Origin of the sequence: Streptomyces sp. IMTB 2501 (assembly GCF_001953885.1) — a bacterium.
Lineage (GTDB): Bacteria > Actinomycetota > Actinomycetes > Streptomycetales > Streptomycetaceae > Streptomyces.
The window spans coordinates 82,930-104,307 of sequence record NZ_MQUS01000032.1 but is presented as its reverse complement, the minus strand read 5'-3'; the positions used below and the strand labels follow the sequence as shown (position 1 = coordinate 104,307).

The following is a 21,378-nucleotide window of genomic DNA, read 5'->3' as shown; positions in this document are numbered from 1 at the left end:
TACCGTGTGGAAAAAGGTGAGGAAAACCGGTGTCGGCCGAAAGTGGAGATGCGTGGATGAACGGGCCCGGATCCGATTCAGCTCTGGGACGACGGCTCGCCACGGCCGTACCCTCCCAGCACCGCAGGCTGGTCACCGAACTGGTGCGCACGGCCGTGACCGAGGCGATCGAAGCGGCCCGGCCGGGCACGGTCGACTCGCTCGATGCGGCCGCCCCGTTCTCAGCGCAGGGACTCGACTCGCTCGCCGCGGTCGACCTGCACCGGCGGCTGACCGAGCGGACCGGCCTCGACCTGCCCGTCGGCCTCGCCTACGACTGCCCCACCGTCCACGACCTGGCCGCCCGGCTGCTCGCCGAGGTCCACGGCGGCACGGACGACCGTCCCGAGCCGGCCGGTGACGGCGCCGCCGACGAACCGATCGCCGTCGTCGGCCTCGGCTGCCGCTTCCCCGGCGGCATCTCCTCGCCCGCCGACCTGTGGCGGCTGCTCGCCGAGGGCGGCGAAGTGCTGTCGGGCTTCCCGCAGGACCGCGGCTGGGACCTGGACGCCCTCTACGACGAGGACCCCGAGACACCCGGCAGCTCCTATGTCCGCAGCGGCGGATTCCTCGACACCGCCACCGAGTTCGACGCGGAGTTCTTCGGCATCAGCCCGCGGGAATCGCTGGGCATGGACCCGCAGCAGCGGCTCGTCCTGGAGACCTCCTGGCAGGCCCTGGAAGACGCCGGCATCGACCCCACGGCACTGCGCGGCACCCCGGCCGGCATGTTCTTCGGAGCCGAGGTCCAGGAGTACGGGCCGCGCCTGCACGACGCCCCGGACGGCCTCGACGCCTACCTGCTCGCGGGCAACGCCTCCAGCGTCATCTCCGGCCGCGTCGCCTACGTGCTCGGCGCCGAGGGCCCGGCCGTCACCGTCGACACCGCCTGCTCCGCCGCCCTGGTCGCCGTCCACCTGGCCTGCCGCTCGCTGCGGCAGGGCGAGTCCTCACTCGCCCTCGCGGGCGGCGTGGCCGTGATGGGCGGGCCCGGTGTGTTCACCGCCTTCAGCCGGCAGCGCGGCCTCGCGCCCGACGGCCGCTGCAAGGCGTTCGCCGCCGCGGCCGACGGCACCGGATTCGCCGAAGGCGTCGGCGTGCTCGTCCTGGAGCGCCTGTCCGACGCCCGGCGCAACGGCCACCACGTGCTGGCCGTCGTCCGCGGCTCCGCCGTCAACCAGGACGGCGCCTCCAACGGCCTGACCGCGCCCAACGGCACCTCCCAGCAGCGGCTGATCCGCCGGGCACTCGCCGACGCCGGTCTCACCGCCGCCGACGTCGACGTGGTCGAGGCCCATGGCACCGGCACCCGGCTCGGCGACCCCATCGAGGCCACCGCGCTGCTGGCCACCTACGGCCAGGGCCGCCCCGACGGCGCCCCCCTGCTGCTCGGCTCCGTCAAATCCAACCTGGGCCACACCCAGGCCGCTGCCGGTGTCGCCGGTGTGATCAAGACGATCCTCGCCATGCGGCACGGGCAGATACCGGCGACGCTGCATGTCGACACGCCCACCCCGGCCGTCAACTGGTCCTCGGGGGCCGTGGAAATCGTCACCGAGCAGCGCCCGTGGCCCGAGACCGGCCGGGTCCGGCGCGCGGGCGTGTCGTCGTTCGGGGTCAGCGGGACCAACGCGCACGTCATTCTGGAACAGCCCGAGCCCGAAGAGGCCGTAGCGGAGACTCGACCGGCCCTTCCCGTCGGCGCCCCGCTGCCTTTCGCCCTGTCCGCCCGAGGTGAGGCAGCCCTGCGGGCCCGCGCCGCCGACCTGCTGCCCCTGGCGGACGAGGCGGACCCGCTGGACCTCGCCCACTCGCTGGCCACCACCCGGGCCGCCCTGCCCGACCGGGCCGTCCTCGTTGCCGCCGACCGCACCGAACTGCGCGCCGCGCTGACCGAGTTGGCGTCCGGAGCCGCGCCGATCGCGGCTCGCGCCGATGGCGACCTCGGCTTCCTCTTCACCGGGCAGGGCAGCCAGCGCATCGGCATGGGCCGCGAACTCGCCGCCGTCCACCCGGTGTTCGCCGACGCCCTGGACGATGTCTGCGCCCACTTCGACCTCCAGCTCGACCGGCCCCTGCAGGACGTCCTGTTCGCCGAACCGGGCAGCGAGGAGGACGGGCTGCTGCACCGCACCGAGTACGCGCAGCCCGCCCTGTTCGCCGTGGAGGTCGCCCTCTACCGGCTCCTGGAGAACTGGGGCCTCACCCCGGACCAGCTCGCCGGGCACTCCGTCGGCGAGATCGCCGCCGCGCACGTGGCCGGGGTACTCACCCTGCAGGACGCGACGATCCTGGTCGCCGCCCGCGGCCGGCTCATGCAGCAACTCCCCGAAGGCGGCGCCATGGTCGCCGTACGCGCGGCCGAGGACGAGGTGGCGCCGCTGCTCACCCCGCGCACCGGCATCGCCGCCGTCAACGGGCCCGCCGCCGTGGTCGTCTCCGGCGACGCGGCCGACGTGGAGCGCATCGCCGCCGAGCTCGCCTCGCGTGGCCACGACACCAAGCGCCTGCGGGTCAGCCACGCCTTCCACTCGCCGCTGATGGAACCGATGCTGGCCGGGTTCCGGCGCGTCGTACACGTCCTGGACTACGCCGAGCCCAAGCTGCCGGTCGTCTCCACCGTCACCGGTGCCCCCGTCACCGACGAGCTGTGCGACCCCGAGTACTGGGTGGAGCACGTCCGTGCCCGGGTCCGCTTCCACGACGCCGTGCGCGCGCTCGCCGACACCGGGGTACGGACGTTCCTGGAGATCGGCCCCGACGCGGTGCTGTCCGCCATGGGCCCGGACTGCACCGACGCACCCGGCACCGCCTTCCTGCCGGTGCTGCGGCGCGAACGGCCCGAGGCCCGCGAGGCCGTCGCCGCGCTCGCCGCCGCCCACGCCCGGGGCGTCCCGGTCGACTGGCAGCGGCATTTCGCCTCCCTCGGCGGACGCCGCATCGACGTGCCCCTGTACCCCTTCCAGCGGCGCCGCTTCTGGCTGGAGCAGAGCGCCGCCACCGACGCCACCGGCCTCGGCCAGCTTCCCGCGGGCCACCCGCTGCTCGCGGCCGTGGTCGCCGTCGGCGCCGAGGGCGTCGTGCTCACCGGCCGTCTGTCGCCCCGCAGCCAGCCCTGGCTCAATGACCACGTCATCGCCGGACAGGTGCTGTTCCCCGGCACCGCCTTCGTCGAACTCGCCCTGCGCGCCGGCGACCACGTTGGCGCGGCCGGCCTGGAGGAGCTGACCCTCGGCACTCCGCTCGTGCTGCGCGCCGCCGACGACGTCGCCGTGCAGGTCGCCGTCGGCGAATCCGACGACTCCGGACGCCGCAGCGTCACCGTCCACACCCGCGCCGACGACGCGGCCCCCTGGACCCAGCACGCCGCGGGCGTCCTCACCGCCACCGCCACGGCCGCCACGGCCGACCTGACCCAGTGGCCGCCGCAGGACGTCAAGTCCCTCGACGTGGCGAGCGTCTACGCCGACCTTGCCGAGCAGGGCTACGGTTACGGACCCGCCTTCCAGGGGCTGCGCGCCGCCTGGCGGCACGGCGACGACGTCTACGCCGAGGTCGCCCTGCCCGCCGAAGCCGCCACCGACGCGGGCGAGTTCGGCCTGCACCCGGCGCTGCTCGACGCCGCACTGCACGCCGCCGACCTCGGTGCCCCGCCGCGCCCCGGGGTGCTGGTGCCCTTCGCCTGGACCGGCGTCACCCTGCACGCCGCCGGCGCGTCCGCCCTGCGCGTGAAGATCACCCGCAGCGGCGGCGACACCATCGCCCTGCACCTCGCCGACACCACCGGCGCTCCGGTGGCCGACGTCGAGGCCCTGACCTCCCGACCCGTACAGGGCAACGACGTCCTGTACGCCGTGCGGTGGTCGCCGTACCCCCGACCGGCGACCACCGCACCCCTGCGCACCGCCGTCCTCGCGGACTCCGTCGAAGCCCTGCTCGACGGCCCCGCCCCGGACGCCGTCGTCCATCGCGTTCCGGGCCCGGCGGACACCGACGCCGACGCGGCGCGCGGCCACGTCCTCGACGTGCTCCGGCTGGTGCGCACCTGGCAGACGGACGAGCGTCTGGCCGAAACCCGGCTGGTCGTCGTCACCCCGCCCGACAGCCCCGCCCACGCGGCCGTCCGGGGTCTGGTCCGCTCCGCCCAGGCGGAGAACCCCGGGCGGTACGTGCTCGTCGAGCACGAGCCGCTGCTCTCCGAGGCCGACCTGCGCCGGATCCTCGCCACCGGCGAACCCGAACTCTCCCTCACCGGCGGCAAGTTCAGCGTCCCGAGGCTCATGGCGCAGCCCGCCGCCGAACCCGCCCCGACCGCCGACTGGGGCACCGTCCTCGTCACCGGCGGCACCAGCGGCCTCGGCGCGCTGCTGGCCCGACACCTCGTCCGCGTTCACGGCGTACGCCGCCTGGTGCTGGCGAGCCGCAGCGGTACGGCCCCCGACCTGCACGCCGAACTCACCGCGCTCGGCGCCGAGGTGACCGTGGCCGCCTGCGACGTCGGTGACCGCGAGGCACTGCGCCGGCTGCTGGAGGAGCACCCCGTCGACTCCGTCGTACACGCCGCGGGAACCGTCCGCGACGGTGTCGTGGACACCCTCACCGACGCGATGGTGGACGAGGTCTTCCACGCCAAGGCACTGGGCGCCTGGCACCTGCACGAGCTGACCCGAGGCCGCGACCTCGCCCACTTCGTGCTCTTCTCCTCCCTCGCCGCCGTCCTCGACGGCCCCGGCCAGGGCAACTACGCCGCCGCCAACGCCTACCTCGACGCCCTCGCCGAGCACCGCGCCGCCCTCGGTCTGCCGGCCACCGCGCTCGCCTGGGGCCTGTGGGACACGGACAGCGGCATGGGCGCCGCCCTGGACGACACGGCCCTGGACCGCATCGCGGGCTACGGCATTCCCGGACTGTCCGCCGAACGCTCCCTGGAGCTGTTCGACGCAGCCCTCCGTTCCCGCGCACCCCACCTGGTGCCCGTGGAGATCGACGCCGCCGCCGTACGCCGCCGTCCCGACGGCATACCGCCGCTGCTGACCACCCTCGTGCGCCCGGTCACCCGCCGGACCGCGGCGAGCGCCGCCGCTCCCGCCCCGGCCACGGACGGACGGCTGGCCGCACTGCCCGCCGCCGACCGCGACCGAGCCCTGCTCGACCTGGTCCGCACCGAAGTGGCCGCCGTGCTGCGGCACGACGGGCCGTCCGCCATCGACCCCGGCCGTGCCTTCACGGACCTCGGCTTCGACTCGCTGGCCGCCGTGGAGCTGCGCAACCGGCTCAACACCGCCACCGGGCTGCGGCTGCCCGCCACCCTCGTCTTCGACCACCCCACCTCCCGGGTCCTCGCCGACCACATCCGCGACACCCTCTTCGGCACCGGCCCGCAGGAGACCGCCGCGCCTGGCATGCGAAGCGCGGTGGACGACGACCCGATCGTCATCGTGGGCATGAGCTGCCGCTACCCGGGCGGGGTCCGCTCCCCGGAGGACCTGTGGCGGCTCGTCGCCGACGGCGTCGACGCGGTCGGCGACTTCCCGGCCGACCGCGGCTGGGACACCGAGGCGCTGTACGACCCGGAGCCGGGCACCCCCGGCCGCACCTACGCCCGAGAGGGCGCCTTCCTGTACGACGCGGCCGAGTTCGACGCGGGCTTCTTCGGTATCAGCCCCCGCGAGGCCACCGCCATGGACCCGCAGCAGCGACTGCTCCTGGAGGTGTCCTGGGAGGCGCTGGAGCGCTCCGGCATCGACCCGCACCGCCTGCGCGGCTCGCGCACCGGCGTGTTCGCGGGCGTCATGTACCACGACTACGGCACCTGGCTGGCCGAGGTGCCCGAGGACCTCGCCGCCTATCTCGGCAACGGCAGCCTCGGCAGTGTCGTCTCCGGCCGGGTCGCGTACGCCCTCGGCCTGGAGGGGCCGGCCGTCACCGTCGACACCGCCTGCTCCTCCTCACTGGTCACCCTGCACCTGGCGGCCCAGGCGCTGCGGCAGGGCGAGTGCGATCTGGCGCTGGTCGGCGGCGTCACCGTCATGTCGACGCCGGACACCTTCGTGGACTTCGCCCGGCAGCGCGGCCTGGCCGCCGACGGCCGCTGCAAGTCCTTCGCCGCCGGGGCCGACGGCACCGGCTGGGGCGAGGGCGCCGGCATGATCGTCGTAGAGCGCCTCTCCGACGCCCGCCGGGGCGGCCACCGCGTGCTCGCACTGGTCCGCGGCTCCGCCGTCAACTCCGACGGCGCCTCCAACGGCCTGACCGCCCCCAACGGCCCCTCCCAGCAGCGCGTCATCCGCGCCGCGCTGGCCGCGGCCGGGCTCACCCCGGCCGACGTCGACGCCGTAGAGGCACACGGCACCGGTACGACGCTGGGTGACCCGATCGAGGCGCAGGCGCTGCTGGCCACCTACGGCGCCGAGCACTCCGAGGACCACCCGCTGTGGCTGGGCTCCATCAAGTCCAACATGGGGCACACACAGGCAGCCGCCGGTGTCGCCGGGATCATCAAGATGGTCATGGCGATGCGCAAGGGTGTGCTGCCGAAGACGCTGCACGTGGACGCGCCGTCCCACCAGGTCGACTGGGGCGCCGGCGCGGTGGAGCTGCTCACCGAGCAGCGCCCGTGGCAGACGCCGGACCGGCCGCGCCGCGCCGGTGTGTCCTCCTTCGGGATCAGCGGCACCAACGCCCACGTGATCCTTGAGGAGTTCACCGAACCCGAGCCCCCGGAGCCCTCGGACCCCGACCCGGCCACCGCCCCGCCGGTACTCGCCCTTCCGGTCTCCGCCCGCTCGCCCGAGGCCCTGCGCGGCCAGGCCAGGCGCCTGCTGGAGCTGACCGGAACCGCCCCCGCCGACCTCGGCCTGGCCCTGGCCACCACCCGCGGCACCCACGCCCACCGCGCCGTCGTCCTCGCGACCGGCGACGACCAGGCCGCCACCGCACTGGACGCCCTGGCGCGCGGAACCGAAGCACCGGGACTCCTCGTCACCGGGTCCGCCACGGACGGCACGCTGGCCTACCTGTTCTCCGGTCAGGGCGCCCAGCGCCCCGGCATGGGCCGCGACTGGTACGACGCGTTCCCCGTCTACGCCGAGCACTTCGACCGCGCCGCCGCCCTCTTCGACAAACACCTCGAACGTCCCCTGGCCGAGGTCGTGTTCGGCGGCGACGCCGAGACCCTTGAGCAGACCGCCTACACCCAGGCCGCGCTGTTCACCACCCAGGTCGCCCTCTACCGGCTGCTGGACTCCTTCGGGCTGCGCCCGGACTGGCTGGCCGGCCACTCCGTCGGCGAGTTCGCCGCCGCGCACGTCGCCGGTGTGTGGTCGCTGCAGGACGCCGTCACCGCGGTCGCCGCCCGGGGCCGGCTCATGCAGGCCCTGCCCGAGGGCGGCGCGATGGTCGCCGTGCAGGCCTCGGAGGAGGAGGTGACCCCGCTGCTGGACGAGCGGTGCGGGATCGCCGCCGTCAACGGCCCGCGTGCCGTGGTCGTCTCCGGCGACGAGGACGCCGTCACGGAGGTCGCCGCGCACTTCACGACCACCCGCAGACTGCGTGTGTCGCACGCCTTCCACTCGCCCCGTATGGAGCCCATGCTGGCCGCGTTCCGGGAGGTCATGAGCGGCATCGAGGCGGCGGAACCGACCGTGCCGATCGTCTCCACGCTCACCGGCTCCCCGGCCACCGCCGCCGAACTCGGCTCCGCCGACTACTGGGTGCGGCACGTGCGAGAGACCGTGCGCTTCGCCGACGCAGTCGGCACGCTGGCCGCGAAGGGCGCGGACACACTCCTCGAACTCGGCGCCGCGCCCGTGCTCACCGCCATGGGTCCCGACTGCCTGCCGGACGCCGAAGACCCGGCGTTCATCTCCACCGCCCGCAAGGGCAGCGCTCAACTGCCCGGCCTCCTGGGCGCGTTGGCCGCCGTACACACGCGGGGCACGGACGTCGACTGGGCGGTGCTGTACGGGACGTATGCGGGACGCCGCGTCGAACTGCCCACCTACGCCTTCGACCACCGCCGGTACTGGTTGCCCACCGCCGCCGTCAGCGCCGGCGACGCCGCCGGGCACGGCTTGGCCGCCGTCGACCACCCGCTGGTCAGCGCCCGCGTGGACCTGCCCGGCGACGCGGGTGTGCTGCTCACCGGCCGGATCTCCACCGCCACCCACCCGGTACTCGCCGAGCACGCGGTACTGGGCACGGTCCTGGTGCCCGGAGCCGCGCTGGTGGACCTCGCGCTGCACGCCGGGCGCCTCACCGGACGCCCAGTAGTGGAGGAACTGACCTTGCAGGCCCCGCTGGTGCTGCCCGCGGACACCGCCGTACGCCTCCAGGTCGCTGCCGGCTCCGACGGCACCGTGGAGATCCACTCGCGTGCCGAGAACGCCCCCGAGGGCGAGGGCTGGACACGGCACGCGACCGGCACCCTCACCGGCCCCGCCACCGCGCCCCCGGCAGCCCCCGGTGCCTGGCCGCCGCCCGGCGCCACCCCGCTCGACGTCACCGGCCTCTACCCGCGCCTGCACGCCGAGGGCTACGACTACGGCCCCGTCTTCCAGGGGGTACGGGCCGCCTGGCGGGACGGCGACACCCTCCTCGCCGAACTCGAACTGCCCGCGAGCGCACGGCAGGACGCCACCCGGCACGCCCTGCACCCGGCGCTGCTGGACTCCGCCCTGCACGTCACCTCGCTCCTGGACACGGAGGCGGAGCCCGCGGCGGGCATCGCCCTGCCCTTCGCCTGGACCGGAGTCGCCCTGCACGCGCAGGGCTCCCTCACCGCCCGCGTCCGCGTCACCCCCGGCACCGACGGCACCCGCATCGAACTGGCCGACACCGAGGGCCAACCCCTCGCCTCCGTCGAGTCGTACGTCACCCGCCCCGTCACCGCCGACCGTCTGGCCCCGCAGCAGCGGCGCCACCTGTACGCCGTCACCGACGAACCGCTGCCCGAGGCCGCCGGGCGCCCCGAACGCCGTACCTGGGCGGTCCTCGGCGACGACGACCTCGGCCTCGGCGCCCCGCTGCACGCCGACCCGGCCGCGCTCGGCACCCCCGTGCCGGACGTGGTGATCCTGCCGGTCACCGCCCCGCACACCGAGGGCGAGCAACTGCCCGGCGCCGTGCGAACGGCCTTGGGACACACTCTGGAGACCCTGCGGGCGTGGTCGGCCGACGACCGGTTCGCCGACTCGGCGCTCGTGGTGCTCACCGGTGGCGGCCTCGCCGACGCCGCCGTACACGGGCTGGTGCGGGCCGCTCAGGCCGAGGACCCCGGCCGGATCCTCCTCGTCGGACGGGCCGCGCCCGACGGCCCGATTCCGGACCGGGCCGCCCTGGCCGCCCTCCTCGACTCCGGGGAGCCCGAGGTGTGGTGGAGGGACGGGCGGGCGCATGCCCCCCGCCTGGTGCGCGCCGACGACTCCGCGGGGGAGGACCGGCCGTGGGGCACCGTCCTCGTCACCGGCGGCACCGGCGGACTCGGTGCGCTGGTCGCCCGCCACCTGGCCGAACGGCACGACGTCACCCGCCTGGTGCTGACGAGCCGACGCGGACCCGAGGCGCCGGGCGTCACACAACTGCGCTCGGAACTGGCGGAGTTGGGAGTAGCGGCCGAGATCGTCGCCTGTGACGTCTCCGACCGCGCCGCGCTCGCCGCGCTGCTCACCGCCCACCCCGTCGACAGCGTCGTACACACCGCCGGTGTCCTGGACGACGGCCTGGTCGCCTCGCTGACCCCGGAGCGGCTGGACACCGTACTGCGGCCCAAGGCGGACGCCGCCTGGCATCTGCACGAACTGACCCGGGAGCGAGAGCTGTCCCACTTCGTGCTGTTCTCCTCGGCCGCCGGCACCATCGACGCCTCCGGCCAGGGCAACTACGCCGCCGCCAACGTCTTCCTCGACGCGCTCGCCGCCCAACGCGCCGCCCTCGGCCTGCCCGCCACCTCCCTCGCCTGGGGCCTGTGGTCCGGCGGCGGCATGGGCGCCGCCCTCGACGCCGCCGAGGTCCAGCGCATCGAACGCTCCGGCATCGGCGCGCTCGACCCGGCCGAGGGGCTGGAGCTGTTCGACGCCGCCGTGGCAGCCGGCAGCCCCGCCCTGGTGCCCGTACGGCTGGACACCGCGGCCCTGCGCAGGCGCGGCGACGACGTACCCGCCGTGCTGCGCACCCTGGCCGGCGTCACCGTCCACGCGGACCGCGCCGAACGGTCCCGCACCCTGGGCGAGCGGCTGGCCGAACTGCCCGCCGCCGACCACGAGCACACCGTGCTGGAATCGGTCCGCACCGAGGTCGCCGCCATCCTCGGCCACGCCGGACCGGCCGCCGTGGAGCCGCGCCGCGCCTTCACCGAGCTGGGCTTCGACTCGCTCGCCGCCGTCGAACTGCGCAACCGGCTGAACGCGGTCAGCGGACTGCGGCTGCCGTCCACCCTGATCTTCGACTACGCCACCCCGGCGGCGCTCGCCGGGCACCTCCTGGAACGGCTCCTGCCGGACACCGAGGAGCCCGAGCCCGCCGCGGCGGAGCACGGCGACGACGAACTGCGCACCCTGATCTCGCGCATCCCGGTCGCCCGCCTCCGGGAGGCCGGACTGCTCGACAGCCTGCTGAAGCTGACCGAGCAGGCTCCGGAGCCCGAACCCGCCGCCCGGACCCTGGACATCAAGTCCATGGCGGTGGCCGACCTGGTGCGCGCCGCGCTCGACCGCAGCGGCAGCCAGTGACCTCTCCCCGGGTGCCGGACGACGCGCCGCGTCCGGCACCGGGGCACCCCAAGTCCGGCGCACCCTCCACCGCGTCACCAGCGCCGCCGAGCCAGCAGGGAGCGACACCGACCGTGGACACATCCGTCGAGCAGATCGTCGAGGCGCTGCGCGAGTCAATGCTCGAGAACGAGCGGCTGCGCCAGCAGAACGCCCAGATCACCGAGGCGGCGCAGGAACCCGTCGCGATCGTCGCGATGAGCTGCCGCTACCCCGGCGGCGTCAGTACGCCCGAGCAGCTGTGGCAGCTGGTCGACTCCGGCACCGACGCCGTGGGCGACTTCCCCGCGGACCGCGGCTGGGACGTCGAAGGCATCTACGACCCCGACCCCGACGCCCCCGGCAAGACCCATGTGCGCGAGGGCGGATTCCTCTACGACGCCCCGCAGTTCGACCCGGGCTTCTTCGGCATCAGCCCGCGCGAGGCCATCGCCATGGACCCCCAGCAGCGGCTGCTGCTGGAGACCGCCTGGGAGTCCTTCGAACGCGCCGGCATCGACCCGCACACCCTCAAGGGCAGCCGGACCGGCATCTACGCGGGCGTCATGTACCACGACTACGGCAGCTGGCTCACCGACGTGCCCGAAGGCGTCGAGGGCTACCTCGGCAACGGCAACCTGGGCAGCGTCGCCTCCGGACGCGTGTCGTACATCCTCGGCCTGGAAGGGCCCGCCGTCACCGTCGACACCGCTTGCTCCTCCTCGCTCGTCGCCCTCCACCTCGCGGTGCAGGCGCTGCGCACCGGCGAGTGCGGCCTGGCCCTCGCGGGCGGCGTGACCGTGATGTCCACGCCCGACACCTTCATCGACTTCTCCCGCCAGCGCGGCCTCGCCGAGGACGGCCGCTGCAAGTCCTTCGCGGAGGGCGCGGACGGCACCGGCTGGGGCGAGGGCGCCGGACTGATCCTGCTGGAACGGCTCAGCGACGCCCGGCGCAACGGCCATCGCGTGCTGGCCGTGGTGCGTGGCACCGCCGTCAACCAGGACGGCGCCTCCAACGGGCTCACCGCCCCCAACGGCCCCTCCCAGCAGCGCGTCATCCGCGCGGCCCTCGCCAACGCCCGTCTGGAACCCCGCCAGGTGCACGCCGTCGAGGCGCACGGCACCGGCACCCCGCTGGGTGACCCGATCGAGGCGCAGGCCCTGCTGGCCACCTACGGACAGGACCGGCCTGATGGCGAGCCGCTGTGGCTCGGCTCGGTCAAGTCCAACATCGGGCACACCCAGGCCGCCGCCGGTGTCGCGGGCGTCATCAAGATGGTGATGGCGATGCGGCACGGCCGGCTGCCCAGGACCCTGCACGCCGAACGGCCCACCTCCCAGGTCGACTGGGAGGCCGGCGCCGTAGAACTGCTCGGCGAGGCGCGCGACTGGCGCACAGCGGACGGCGAGCCCCGCCGCGCCGCCGTGTCTTCCTTCGGCATCAGCGGCACCAACGCCCACGTCATCGTGGAGGCCGCCCCCGAGCCCGGGGCCCGCGCCGAGGAGCCCTCCTGGACCGGACCCCTCCCGCTGGTGCTGTCCGGCAAGGGCGAGCAGGGCCTCGCCGCCCAGGCCCGTCTTCTCCTCGACCACCTCGCCACCGGCACCGACCCCGTCCCCGACGTCGCCCACACCCTCGCCACCGGGCGCGCCGCACTGGACGAGCGGGCCGTCGTCACCGGCGCCGACCTGCCCGCCCTCACTGCGGGCCTGAGCGCACTCGCCCAGGGTGACGCCGCACCGAACGTGGTGCGCGGCAGGCCGGTGGGGGAGTCCCGGATCGTCTTCGTCTTCCCCGGCCAGGGCTCCCAGTGGGCCGGCATGGCCGCCGAACTCCTCGACACCTCCCCGGTGTTCGCCGCCACCATGGCCGACTGCGCCGCGGCCCTCGCGCCCGTCACCGACTGGGACCTCATCGAGACCGTACGGGCGCGGCAGCCGCTGGAGCGGGTGGACGTCGTCCAGCCCGTGCTGTGGGCGATCATGGTGTCGCTCGCCGAGGTGTGGCGCGCGCACGGGGTCCGGCCCGCCGCGGTCGTCGGCCACTCCCAGGGCGAGATCGCCGCCGCCTGCGTGGCCGGCGCGCTCTCCCTCGCCGACGGCGCCCGCGTCGTGGCCCTGCGCAGCCAGGCCATCGCCCGGGAACTCTCCGGCCGCGGCGGCATGATGTCGGTGGCCCTGCCCGAGGCACGGGTGCGCGAGCTCATCGCCCGCCACGACGGCCGGGTCTCGGTGGCCGCCGTCAACGGCGCCGCCTCCGTGGTGCTGTCCGGCGACGCCGACGCCCTGGACGAACTCCGCGAGACGATCGTGTCCGGCGGCGACCGGGCCAAGCGGCTCCCCGTGGACTACGCCTCGCACTCCGCGCACGTCGAGTCGATCCGGGAACAGCTGCTCGCCGACCTGGCGGGCGTGCGGGCCCGGCCCGCCGAGGTGCCGTTCTACTCCACCGTCACCGGCGCCCGGATCGACACCACCGGCCTGGACGCCGGCTACTGGTACACCAACCTGCGCCAGAGCGTGCTGTTCGAGCCGACCACCCGCACCCTGCTCGAATCCGGGTACGGGGTGTTCGTGGAGTGCAGCCCGCACCCGGTGCTGCTGCACAGCATCGCGGAGACCGCCGACTCGGCGGGCGCCGACATCACCGGTCTCGGCTCGCTGCAGCGCGACAACGGCGGCCCCGAGCGCATCCTGGCCGCCCTGGGCGAAGCCTTCGTCGCCGGCGTCCCGGTCGACTGGCCGGCCGTGTTCACCGGCATGCCGGTCCGCTCCGCCGACCTGCCCACCTACGCCTTCCAGCGCGAGCGCTACTGGCTCGGCCGCTCCGCCACCACCGGCGACGTCACCGCCGCCGGGCTGCAGACCACCGGGCACCCGCTGCTGGGCGCCGCCGTCCCCGTCGCCGAGGGCGGCACCCTGTTCACCGGCCGCCTCTCCACCGCCACCGCCCCCTGGCTGGCCGACCACGCCGTCTCCGGCACCACCCTGCTGCCCGGCACCGCCCTGGTCGAGCTGGCGCTCGGCGCCGGCCACGACCTCGGCTGCGGACACCTCGCCGAACTCACCCTCCAGGCACCGCTGGTGCTGTCCGACCGGGGCGCGGTCCAGCTGCAGCTGCACGTGGCCGCCGCCGACGACACCGGACACCGCGCGCTGACCGTCCACTCCCGCCCCGAAGGCGCCGACGGCACCGCCTGGACCCTGCACGCCACCGGCCTGCTCGCCCCGCAGACCGCCGAGCCCGCCTTCGACCTCACCGCCTGGCCGCCGCAGGGCGCCGAGCCCGTACCGGTCGAGGACGCCTACGCCCAGCTGGCCGGCCTCGGCTACGACTACGGGCCCGCCTTCCAGGGCCTGCGTGCGGCCTGGCGGCGGGGCGAGGAGACCTTCGCCGAGGTGGAACTGCCCGTGGAGGCCGAATCCTTCGCCCTGCACCCGGCCCTGTTCGACGCGGCCCTGCACGCCGACGGCCTCGGCACCGACGCCCAGGACACCGCCCGGCTGCCCTTCGCCTGGACCGGGGTCTCGCTGTACGCGGCCGGAGCCACCGCCCTGCGGGTCCGACTGCACGGTGGCGAGACACTCTCCCTCCAGCTCGCCGACCCGACCGGCGCCCCGGTCGCCGAGGTCGAGGCCCTGGCCTCCAGGCCCGTCGACCCGGCCGCCCTCGCTTCTACGGCCCACACGGACGACCTGTACCACCTGGAGTGGCCGGCGCTGCCCGTGCCCGAGGCGCCCGCACCCCAGTACGCCGTACTGGGCGAGCAGGACCTGGACACGATGCCCGCATGGGTGGTGCTCCCGGTCGGTGGCGGTGACCCGGTCACCGGCTCCCGCCGAGCGGCCGAGCGGGTCCTGACCGCCGTACAGGACTGGCTTGCCGACGAACGCACGGCGACGGCAAGGCTGTTGGTGCTCACCCAGGGGGCCGTGGCGGTGGGTGATGACGACGTCACCGACCTGGCGGGCGCCGCCGTGTGGGGACTGGTCCGGGCCGCACAGGGCGAGCATCCCGGGCGGTTCGTGCTCGTGGACTCCGGCGACGGTGACGGCGACGCGGGTGCCGCCGTGGCCGCCGCCGAGGCGAGCGGCGAGCCCCAACTCGCCCTGCGCGACGGCGCGGTGCGCGTCCCCCGGCTCGCCCGTGCCACGCCGGGCGGGCAGGCGCCGACCCTGAACCCGGACGGCACCGTGCTCATCACCGGCGGCACCGGAGTCCTCGGTGCGCTGGTCGCCCGGCACCTGGTCGCCGAGCACGGCGTACGCCACCTCGTGCTGGCCGGGCGCAGCGGCACCGCCGCCGACGACTTCGCGGACGTCGACGCGGAGATCGCCGTGGCCCGCTGCGACGCCGCCGACCGAGACCAACTGGCCGGACTCATCGCCGATTTGCCCACCGCCCATCCGTTGACCGCCGTCGTCCATCTCGCCGGCGTCCTCGACGACGGACTGGTGACCGACCAGACGCCCGACCGCCTGGACGCCGTACTGCGTCCCAAAGCCGACGCGGCCTGGCATCTGCACGAGCTGACGCGCGGCCTCGACCTCGCCGCGTTCGTCCTGTTCTCCTCCGCCGCCGGCACGGTCGACGGCGCCGGGCAGTCCGGCTACGCCGCCGCCAACGCCTTCCTCGACGCGCTGGCCGCCCACCGCAGGCACCACGGCCTGCCCGCCCACTCGCTGGCCTGGGGTTTCTGGGAGCAGCGCACGGGACTGACCGCCCACCTCACCGACGCCGACGTGGAGCGCATGGCGCGCGCCGGCGTCCGCCCCATCCCCACCGAGGAGGGCCTGCGCCTGCTCGACGCCGCCCTGGCCGCCGACGAGCCACTGCTCCTTCCGATCGGCCTGGACCTGACAGTCCTGCGCCGCGCCGCCGAGGTCCCGGCCGTACTGCGCGGCCTCGTGCCGACACGCGTCCGGCGCACGGCGGCCTCCCGCAACGACTCGGCGTCGCTCGCCGACCGGCTGGCCGCCCTCGGCCCCGCCGAACGGGACGCGATTCTCCTGGAGTTGGTCCGCACCCACGTGGCCGCCGTGCTCGGGCACGGCAGCGACATGACGCTCGATGTGCGCCGCTCGTTCCGCGAGTCCGGCTTCGACTCGCTGACCGCGGTGGAACTGCGCAACCGGCTCGGCAACGCCGTCGGCCTGCGGCTCCCCGCCACGCTGGTCTTCGACTACCCCGACGCGGGCACGCTCGTGGGCTACCTGAGGACGGAACTCTTCGGCGCACAGGCCGAGGCCGTCACCGAGGTGGTCGTGCGGGAAGCGGACGAACCGGTCGCCATCGTCGCCATGGCCTGCCGCTACCCCGGCGGCGTCAGCACACCCGAGGACCTGTGGCGACTGCTCGCCGACGGCGGCGACGGCATCGGCGCCTTCCCCGCCGACCGCGGCTGGGACCTGGACGGCCTCTACGACCCCGAGCCCGGCAAGGCGGGCCACTGCAGCACCCGGGCGGGCGGATTCCTGTACGACGCCGCCGACTTCGACCCCGACTTCTTCGGCATCGGCCCGCGCGAGGCCCTGGCCATGGACCCGCAGCAGCGGCTGCTGCTGGAGACGTCCTGGGAGGCGCTGGAACGGGCCGGTATGGACCCGCACTCCCTGCGCGGCAGCCGTACCGGTGTCTTCGCGGGCGTCATGTACCACGACTACGGCAGCCGGCTGCGGCGCGTCCCCGAGTCCGTTCGCGACTACCTCGGCAACGGCAGCCTCGGCAGCGTGGCCTCCGGCCGGGTCGCCTACGCCCTCGGTCTGGAGGGCCCCACCCTCACCGTCGACACGGCGTGCTCGTCGTCCCTGGTGGCGCTGCACCTGGCCGCACAGGCGCTGCGGCAGGGCGAGTGCGCCCTGGCGCTGGCCGGCGGTGTGTCCGTCATGTCGACCGTCGACACGTTCGTGGACTTCAGCAGGCAGCGCAACCTCGCCGCCGACGGCCACGCCAAATCCTTCGCCGACGGCGCGGACGGCACGGCCCTGTCCGAGGGCGCCGGCATGCTCGTCCTGGAGCGGTTGTCGGACGCGCGGGCCAACGGGCATCCGGTGCTGGCCGTCGTCCGCGGCTCCGCCGTCAACCAGGACGGTGCGTCCAACGGCCTCACGGCGCCCAACGGTCCCTCACAGCAGCGGGTGATCCGGCAGGCGCTGGCGGCGGCACGCCTGGAGGCCGCCGACGTGGACGCGGTGGAGGCACACGGCACGGGTACGACGCTGGGGGACCCGATCGAGGCGCAGGCGCTGCTGGCCACCTACGGCCAGGACCGCGAAGCCCCGCTGTGGCTGGGCTCGATCAAGTCCAACATAGGACACGCCCAGGCCGCCGCCGGAGTCGCCGGCGTCATCAAGATGGTCATGGCGATGCGCAACGGCGTCCTGCCGAGGACCCTCCACGTCGACGCGCCGTCCACGAAGGTCGACTGGGATGCCGGAAGCGTGCGCCTGCTGACGGAGGAGCGGGGCTGGCCGGCGACGGACCGCCCGCGCCGCGCCGGTGTGTCGTCCTTCGGCATCAGCGGCACCAATGTGCACACGATCATCGAGGAGGCACCGGCCGACGAGGCCGTGGCCGACACGGAACCGGCCCCGGCCCCGCTTCTGCCGCTCGTGCTCTCCGGTGCCACCCCCGAGGCACTGTCCGCCCAGGCCGCGAGGCTCCGCGAGGTGGCCGGCCAGCCCCTGCCCGACCTCGCCCGCTCCCTGGCCACGGGCCGCGCCGCCCTCACCCACCGGGGCGCGGTGGTGGCTCGTGACCGGGACGAACTCCTGGCCGCACTCACCGCGTTGGCCGACGGCACCGCCTCCGACACCGTGGTCCGGGGCCGACCCGCCGGCGGCAACACCGCCTTCCTCTTCACTGGCCAAGGCGCGCAGCGGGCGGGCATGGGCCGCGAACTGTACGCCGCTCACCCCGCCTTCCGCACGGCGCTGGACGAGGTCTGCCAGGCGCTCGACGCCCACCTCGACCGCCCGCTGCGGGACGTGATGTGGGCCGAGCCCGGCACCGAGGAAGCCGCCCTGCTCGACCACACCATGTACACCCAGAGCGCCCTGTTCGCCGTGGAGACGGCTCTGTACCGGCTGCTGGAGTCCCACGGCGTCCGCCCGGACTGGCTGGCCGGGCACTCCATCGGCGAACTGACCGCCGCGCATGTCGCGGGCGTCTGGGACCTGGCCGACGCCGCCCGGCTGGTCGCCGCGCGCGGCCGGCTGATGCAGGCCCTGCCCGCCGGGGGCGCGATGCTCGCCGTCGACGCCACCGAGGACGAGGTGCTCCCGTATCTCGGCCCCGAGGTGTCCGTCGCCGCCGTCAACGGACCCCGTGCCGTCGTCGTCTCCGGCACCGAGGCCGCCGTAGAGGCTGTGGCCGGGTCCTTCTCCGGCCGCCGTACCAAGCGGCTGCGGGTCAGCCACGCCTTCCACTCCCCGCTGATGGACCCGATGCTGGCGGAGTTCGAGAAGACCGCCCGGGAACTCCGGTACGCGCCGCCCGCGGTCCCGGTCGTCTCCAACGTGACCGGAGCGCGCGCCGGCGAGGACGAGCTGTGCGAGCCCGGGTACTGGGTACGACACGCCCGCGAGGCGGTCCGCTTCGGCGACGGCGTCCGCACGCTGGAGGCCGACGGAGTACGCACCTTCCTCGAACTCGGCCCCGACGCCGTCCTGTCGGCCATGGGCGCCCACGCCGTCGTGGACGCCGAACGGTCGGCGTTCGTCCCGGCGCTGCGCCGCGACCGCGACGAGGAACAGACCTTCGCCACTCTCCTCGGTAGCGCCCACGTCCGCGGTCTGACCGTCGACTGGAACGGCGTGTTCGCCGGCACCGGCGCCCGCCGTACCGACCTGCCGACCTACGCCTTCCAGCGGCAGCGGCTGTGGCTGGACGACGCGCCCGGCGCGGCCACCGACGCGGGCGGGCTGGGCCAGGCTCCGGCCGGGCACCCGATGCTCGGCGCCGCGATCGAACTCGCCGGCGACGACCGGGTGGCCCTGACCGGCCGTCTGTCCCTGGCCACCCACCCGTGGCTCGCCGACCACGCCGTGGCGGGCGTCGTCCTGGTCCCGGGCAGCGCCTTCGTGGAACTGGCCGTCCAGGCCGGCGACCGCACCCACTGCCCGCAGGTGGAGGAACTCACCCTGGAACGGCCCCTGGTCGTGCCCGAGCACGGCGCCGTCCACCTCCAGGTGGCCGCCGCGGCCCCCGGCGCCGACGGCCGCCGGCAACTGACCGTGCACGCCCGCCCGGAGGGCACGGACGGCGAGTGGACCCGGCACGCCACCGGCGTCCTCGCCCCGCGCACCACACCCGAACCGGCCGCCGTAACCTCCTGGCCGCCCGCGGGGGCCGTACCGGTGGACGTCACCGGCACCTACGACCACCTGGCCGAACAGGGCTACCACTACGGCCCGTTGTTCCGCTGCCTGCGCGGCGCCTGGCGGCTCGGCGAGGAGGTGTGCGCCGAACTCGCCCTGCCCGACGCCGACGCGGCCGACGGCTTCGGACTGCACCCGGCGCTGCTCGACTCCACGCTGCACGCCATCGACCTGCTCGACGGCCAGGACCCGACCGTGATGACCCTGCCCTTCTCCTGGGAAGGCGTCACCCTGTACGCGACCGGCGCCACGGCGGTCCGGCTGCGGCTCACCCCGCACGGCACCGACCACATGACCCTGCGCCTGTATGACGGCGCCGGGTCGCCCGTGGCCGAGGTGACCTCGCTGCGCATCCGCCAGGTGACCGCCGAGCAGCTGAACGCGGCCGCGCCCGCGCCGGGCGATCTGTTCCGGGTGCGGTGGACGCCGCTGACGGTGAGTGCCGGCGGCCCCGCGCCCCGCACCCTCGCCGTGACCGTCGACGGAGGCTCAGGCGCCGATCTGCCGTCACTGGCCCGCGAGACCGCCGTACAGGCACTCGCCTGCCTGCAGCGGCACCTCGCCGACACACCGGGCGAGCCGCTGGTGGTGCTGACCCGGTCGGCCGTCGCCGTCGCCGCCGACGGTGCGCCCGACCCGGCGCAGGCCGTGATCTGGGGCATGGTCCGGGCGGCCGCCGTCGAGCACCCCGGCCGGTTCGTGCTCGTCGACACCGACGACGACCCGGCCTCGGCCGCCGCCCTCCCGGCAGCCGTCGCCACCGGCGCACCCGAACTCGCCCTGCGGGCAGGCACGGTGTACGTACCGGAACTGGCCAGGACCGGCGCGGAGGAGCCGGCCGGTGCGCCCGCCCTGGACCCGGAGGGCACCGTCCTCGTCACCGGCGGCACCGGCAGCCTCGGCCGGCTGCTCGCCCGGCACCTGGTCACGCAGCACGGCGTACGCCATCTGCTGCTGGCCGGGCGCGCCGGGCGGCTGCCCGAGCCCGGTGCCCTGGACGACCTTGCCGCCCTGGGGGCGACCGTGACCGTGGCCGCCTGTGACGTCACCGACCGGGCCGCACTGGCCGGACTGCTCGCGTCCGTGTCGGCCCGGCACCCGCTGACCGCCGTGGTGCACGCGGCGGGTGTCCTGGACGACGGGCTGCTCACCGACCTCACCCCCGAGCGGCTGACGGCGGTCATGCGGCCCAAGACCGACGCCGCGTGGCATCTGCACGAGCTGACGCGTGACCTCGGCCTCGCCGCGTTCGTCCTGTTCTCCTCCGCCGCCGGCACCCTGGGCGCCGCGGGCCAGGCCAACTACGCCGCTGGGAACGCCTTCCTGGACGCCCTGGCCGCGCGGCGCCGAACCGAGGGGCTCCCGGCCCTCTCGCTGGGCTGGGGACTGTGGGACACGGGCGAGGGCATGGCGGCCGGGCTCGGCGAGACCGAGCTGCGCCGGCTGGCCCGCGACGGCATCCTGCCGCTGCCCGCCGACCGGGCACTGGCCCTGTTCGACCGGGCGCTCACAGCCCCCGGCACCCCTGCCGCCGACCGGGCCCTGCTGCTGCCGGTCCGCGTCCAGGTCACCGACGACGCCCCCGCCCTCGTACGCGGCCTCGCCCCGACGGCCGTACGACGCACCGTACGCACGGCCACCGAGGCGCCGGCGTCCGTCGCGGCGCTGCCGGAGCGGCTGGCCCGGCTGAACGGTGCCGACGCGCAGAAGCTGCTGGTGGAGACGGTGTGCGGACATGTCGCCGACGTCCTCGGCCATGGCTCCGGCAGCGCCGTCGACCCCCAGCGCTCCCTGGGCGACCTCGGAGTGGACTCGATGGCGGCGCTGGAACTTCGCAACCGGCTCAGCGCCGACACCGGCCTGCGGCTGTCCACGACCCTCACCTTCGACTACCCGACCTCCGAGGCCCTCGCCCGGCACCTCTTCGAGGAACTGGGCGGGGACACCTCCAGTGATCTCGTCGACGCCGAGGCCGAAGTGGTCCGGCTGGAGGAGGTGCTGGGCGCGGCGCTGGACTCGGCCGCGTTCGACGAGGAGCAGCGGGCCCGGGTGGCCGCCCGGCTGCGCACCCTCAGCGCCCGGTGGGACGGTACGGGGCAGTGGCAGGAGAGCGGCACCGTGAGCAGCGGTGACAAGGGGCTGGAGACGGCCACGGCCGACGAACTCTTCGGCATCCTCGACGACGAACTCGGCAGCTTCAACTGAGGTCTGTG

General features: G+C 75.1%; 2 protein-coding genes. Both read left to right on the top strand.

Annotation, left to right across the window (positions count from 1 at the left end):
* Positions 1–56: 56 nt before the first annotated feature.
* On the top strand, positions 57–10,766 hold the full coding sequence (locus AV521_RS38025) for a type I polyketide synthase (protein WP_076095309.1): 10,710 nt from the start codon (positions 57–59) through the stop codon (positions 10,764–10,766).
* A gap of 113 nt (positions 10,767–10,879) precedes the next feature.
* The gene (locus tag AV521_RS38020) at positions 10,880–21,370 is read left to right on the top strand and encodes a type I polyketide synthase (RefSeq protein WP_076095307.1); all 10,491 of its coding nucleotides are present in this window, start codon (positions 10,880–10,882) and stop codon (positions 21,368–21,370) included.
* Positions 21,371–21,378: the final 8 nt, after the last annotated feature.

Excerpts from the sequence above, each read along its gene's own strand:
- AV521_RS38025 (WP_076095309.1), top strand. The coding sequence starts at position 57 with ATGAACGGGCCCGGATCCGATTCAGCTCTGGGACGACGGCTCGCCACG.